Annotated in this window: 2 rRNA genes; both read left to right on the top strand. The window is 56.0% G+C overall.

Annotation, left to right across the window (positions count from 1 at the left end):
• Positions 1–227: 227 nt before the first annotated feature.
• Positions 228–1,759 (top strand): 16S ribosomal RNA (locus A9X01_RS10025).
• Between the two features lie 283 nt (positions 1,760–2,042).
• Positions 2,043–4,885, top strand: a 23S ribosomal RNA gene (locus tag A9X01_RS10020); the annotation flags it as partial.

The following is a 4,885-nucleotide window of genomic DNA, read 5'->3' as shown; positions in this document are numbered from 1 at the left end:
TGTATTAAGCTGGCAGGGTTGCCCCAAAACGGGCGAAAAACAAGCTAGAAGTGTTGTTTGAGAACTCAATAGTGTGTTTGGTGTTTTGTTTGTTGTTGTTTTTTTGACTGCATCTCACACCCCCCGTGTGTGGGTGTAGTCGGTTTATTTTGATGCCAGTTTTTGGTGTCTTTTTGTTAGGTCAGATTATCTCTGATTCGAATCCACCTCGTTTACCGAGGAGATTTTGTTTGGAGAGTTTGATCCTGGCTCAGGACGAACGCTGGCGGCGTGCTTAACACATGCAAGTCGAACGGAAAGGCCCCTTCGGGGGTACTCGAGTGGCGAACGGGTGAGTAACACGTGGGTGATCTGCCCTGCACTTCGGGATAAGCCTGGGAAACTGGGTCTAATACCGGATAGGACCACGGGATGCATGTCCTGTGGTGGAAAGCTTTTGCGGTGTGGGATGGGCCCGCGGCCTATCAGCTTGTTGGTGGGGTGACGGCCTACCAAGGCGACGACGGGTAGCCGGCCTGAGAGGGTGTCCGGCCACACTGGGACTGAGATACGGCCCAGACTCCTACGGGAGGCAGCAGTGGGGAATATTGCACAATGGGCGCAAGCCTGATGCAGCGACGCCGCGTGGGGGATGACGGCCTTCGGGTTGTAAACCTCTTTCACCATCGACGAAGGTCCGGGTTTTCTCGGATTGACGGTAGGTGGAGAAGAAGCACCGGCCAACTACGTGCCAGCAGCCGCGGTAATACGTAGGGTGCGAGCGTTGTCCGGAATTACTGGGCGTAAAGAGCTCGTAGGTGGTTTGTCGCGTTGTTCGTGAAATCTCACGGCTTAACTGTGAGCGTGCGGGCGATACGGGCAGACTGGAGTACTGCAGGGGAGACTGGAATTCCTGGTGTAGCGGTGGAATGCGCAGATATCAGGAGGAACACCGGTGGCGAAGGCGGGTCTCTGGGCAGTAACTGACGCTGAGGAGCGAAAGCGTGGGGAGCGAACAGGATTAGATACCCTGGTAGTCCACGCCGTAAACGGTGGGTACTAGGTGTGGGTTTCCTTCCTTGGGATCCGTGCCGTAGCTAACGCATTAAGTACCCCGCCTGGGGAGTACGGCCGCAAGGCTAAAACTCAAAGGAATTGACGGGGGCCCGCACAAGCGGCGGAGCATGTGGATTAATTCGATGCAACGCGAAGAACCTTACCTGGGTTTGACATGCACAGGACGCCGGCAGAGATGTCGGTTCCCTTGTGGCCTGTGTGCAGGTGGTGCATGGCTGTCGTCAGCTCGTGTCGTGAGATGTTGGGTTAAGTCCCGCAACGAGCGCAACCCTTGTCTCATGTTGCCAGCGGGTAATGCCGGGGACTCGTGAGAGACTGCCGGGGTCAACTCGGAGGAAGGTGGGGATGACGTCAAGTCATCATGCCCCTTATGTCCAGGGCTTCACACATGCTACAATGGCCGGTACAAAGGGCTGCGATGCCGCGAGGTTAAGCGAATCCTTTTAAAGCCGGTCTCAGTTCGGATCGGGGTCTGCAACTCGACCCCGTGAAGTCGGAGTCGCTAGTAATCGCAGATCAGCAACGCTGCGGTGAATACGTTCCCGGGCCTTGTACACACCGCCCGTCACGTCATGAAAGTCGGTAACACCCGAAGCCAGTGGCCTAACCCTTTGGGAGGGAGCTGTCGAAGGTGGGATCGGCGATTGGGACGAAGTCGTAACAAGGTAGCCGTACCGGAAGGTGCGGCTGGATCACCTCCTTTCTAAGGAGCACCACGAAAAGCATCCCAATTGGTGGGATGCAGGCCGTGTGGAGTTCTCGTCTGTAGTGGACGAGGGCTGGGTGCACAACAACAAGTAAGCCAGACACACTATTGGGTCCTGAGACAACACTCGGGCGCTAGCACGAAGTGTTGTCCCTCCATCTTGGTGGTGGGGTGTGGTGTTTGAGAACTGGATAGTGGTTGCGAGCATCAACTGATCGCGTCGCCGTTCGCGGTGGCGTGTTCTTTTGTGCAATTTTAAATTCTTTGGTTTTTGTAGTGTTTGTAAGTGTCTAAGGGCGCATGGTGGATGCCTTGGCATCGAGAGCCGATGAAGGACGTGGGAGGCTGCGATATGCCTCGGGGAGCTGTCAACCGAGCGTTGATCCGAGGATTTCCGAATGGGGAAACCCAGCACGAGTGATGTCGTGTTACCCGTACCTGAATATATAGGGTGCGGGGGGGAACGCGGGGAAGTGAAACATCTCAGTACCCGTAGGAAGAGAAAACAATTGTGATTCCGCTAGTAGTGGCGAGCGAACGCGGAAAATGGCTAAACCGCATGCATGTGATACCGGGTAGGGGTTGTGTGTGCGGGGTTGTGGGAATGATCTTCTCAGCTCTACCTGGCTGAGGGGCAGTAAAAAAGTGTCGTAGTTAGCGGAAATGGCCTGGGATGGTCTGCCGTAGACGGTGAGAGCCCGGTACGCGAAAACTCGACACCTGCCTTGATCAATCTCCCGAGTAGCAGCGAGCCCGTGGAATTTGCTGTGAATCTGCCGGGACCACCCGGTAAGCCTAAATACTTCTCGATGACCGATAGCGGATTAGTACCGTGAGGGAATGGTGAAAAGTACCCCGGGAGGGGAGTGAAAGAGTACCTGAAACCGTGTGCCTACAATCCGTCAGAGCCTCCTCGTGGGGTGATGGCGTGCCTTTTGAAGAATGAGCCTGCGAGTCAGGGACATGTCGCGAGGTTAACCCGTGTGGGGTAGCCGCAGCGAAAGCGAGTCTGAATAGGGCGCATCCCCGTAAGGGGTGTAGTGGCATGTTCTGGACCCGAAGCGGAGTGATCTACCCATGGCCAGGGTGAAGCGCGGGTAAGACCGCGTGGAGGCCCGAACCCACTTAGGTTGAAGACTGAGGGGATGAGCTGTGGGTAGGGGTGAAAGGCCAATCAAACTCCGTGATAGCTGGTTCTCCCCGAAATGCATTTAGGTGCAGCGTTGCGTGGTTCACCACGGAGGTAGAGCTACTGGATGGCCGATGGGCCCTACTAGGTTACTGACGTCAGCCAAACTCCGAATGCCGTGGTGTCAAGCGTGGCAGTGAGACGGCGGGGGATAAGCTCCGTACGTCGAAAGGGAAACAGCCCAGATCGCCGGCTAAGGCCCCAAAGCGTGTGCTAAGTGGAAAAGGATGTGCAGTCGCAGAGACAACCAGGAGGTTGGCTTAGAAGCAGCCACCCTTGAAAGAGTGCGTAATAGCTCACTGGTCAAGTGATTGTGCGCCGATAATGTAGCGGGGCTCAAGCACACCGCCGAAGCCGCGGCACATCTACGTATGTAGGTGTGGGTAGGGGAGCGTCCCTCATTCAGCGAAGCCGTCGGGTAACCGCCGGTGGAGGGTGGGGGAGTGAGAATGCAGGCATGAGTAGCGAATAGGCAAGTGAGAACCTTGCCCGCCGAAAGACCAAGGGTTCCTGGGCCAGGCCAGTCCGCCCAGGGTGAGTCGGGACCTAAGGCGAGGCCGACAGGCGTAGTCGATGGACAACGGGTTGATATTCCCGTACCCGTGTGTGCGCGCCCGTGATGAATCATCTGTGCTAACCACCCAAATGGTCACTGATCAATCCCTTCGGGGAGCGACGGTGACCGGCTGCGTGGGACCCCGGGTGGTAGTAGTCAAGCGAAGGGGTGACGCAGGAAGGTAGCCGTACCAGTCAGTGGTAATACTGGGGCAAGCCCGTAGGGAGAGCGATAGGCAAATCCGTCGCTCATTAATCCTGAGAGGTGACGCATAGCCGATTGAGGCGAATTCGGTGATCCTCTGCTGCCAAGAAAAGCCTCTAGCGAGTTCACACACGGCCCGTACCCCAAACCAACACAGGTGGTCAGGTAGAGAATACCAAGGCGTACGAGATAACTATGGTTAAGGAACTCGGCAAAATACCCCCGTAACTTCGGGAGAAGGGGGGCCGGCATGTCGTGAACACCCTTGCGGTGGGAGCGGAAGCCGGTCGCAGAAACCAGTGAGAAGCGACTGTTTACTAAAAACACAGGTCCGTGCGAAGTCGCAAGACGATGTATACGGACTGACGCCTGCCCGGTGCTGGAAGGTTAAGAGGACCCGTTAACTCGTAAGGGTGAAGCGGAGAATTTAAGCCCCAGTAAACGGCGGTGGTAACTATAACCATCCTAAGGTAGCGAAATTCCTTGTCGGGTAAGTTCCGACCTGCACGAATGGCGTAACGACTTCTCAACTGTCTCAACCATAGACTCGGCGAAATTGCACTACGAGTAAAGATGCTCGTTACGCGCGGCAGGACGAAAAGACCCCGGGACCTTCACTATAGCTTGGTATTGTTGTTCGGTACGGTTTGTGTAGGATAGGTGGGAGACTGTGAAACTCGGACGCCAGTTCGAGTGGAGTCGTTGTTGAAATACCACTCTGATCGTATTGGACACCTAACGTCGAACCGTATATCCGGTTCACGGACAGTGCCTGGTGGGTAGTTTAACTGGGGCGGTTGCCTCCTAAAATGTAACGGAGGCGCCCAAAGGTTCCCTCAACCTGGACGGCAATCAGGTGTTGAGTGTAAATGCACAAGGGAGCTTGACTGCGAGACCTACAAGTCAAGCAGGGACGAAAGTCGGGATTAGTGATCCGGCACCCCCGAGTGGAAGGGGTGTCGCTCAACGGATAAAAGGTACCCCGGGGATAACAGGCTGATCTTCCCCAAGAGTCCATATCGACGGGATGGTTTGGCACCTCGATGTCGGCTCGTCGCATCCTGGGGCTGGAGCAGGTCCCAAGGGTTGGGCTGTTCGCCCATTAAAGCGGCACGCGAGCTGGGTTTAGAACGTCGTGAGACAGTTCGGTCTCTATCCGCCGCGCGCGTCAGAA

Source organism: Mycobacterium asiaticum, assembly GCF_001668675.1.
In the GTDB taxonomy this organism is placed as follows: domain Bacteria; phylum Actinomycetota; class Actinomycetes; order Mycobacteriales; family Mycobacteriaceae; genus Mycobacterium; species Mycobacterium asiaticum_D.
The sequence above is the reverse complement of the archived record's forward strand: the minus strand, read 5'-3'. Positions and strand labels throughout refer to the sequence as shown.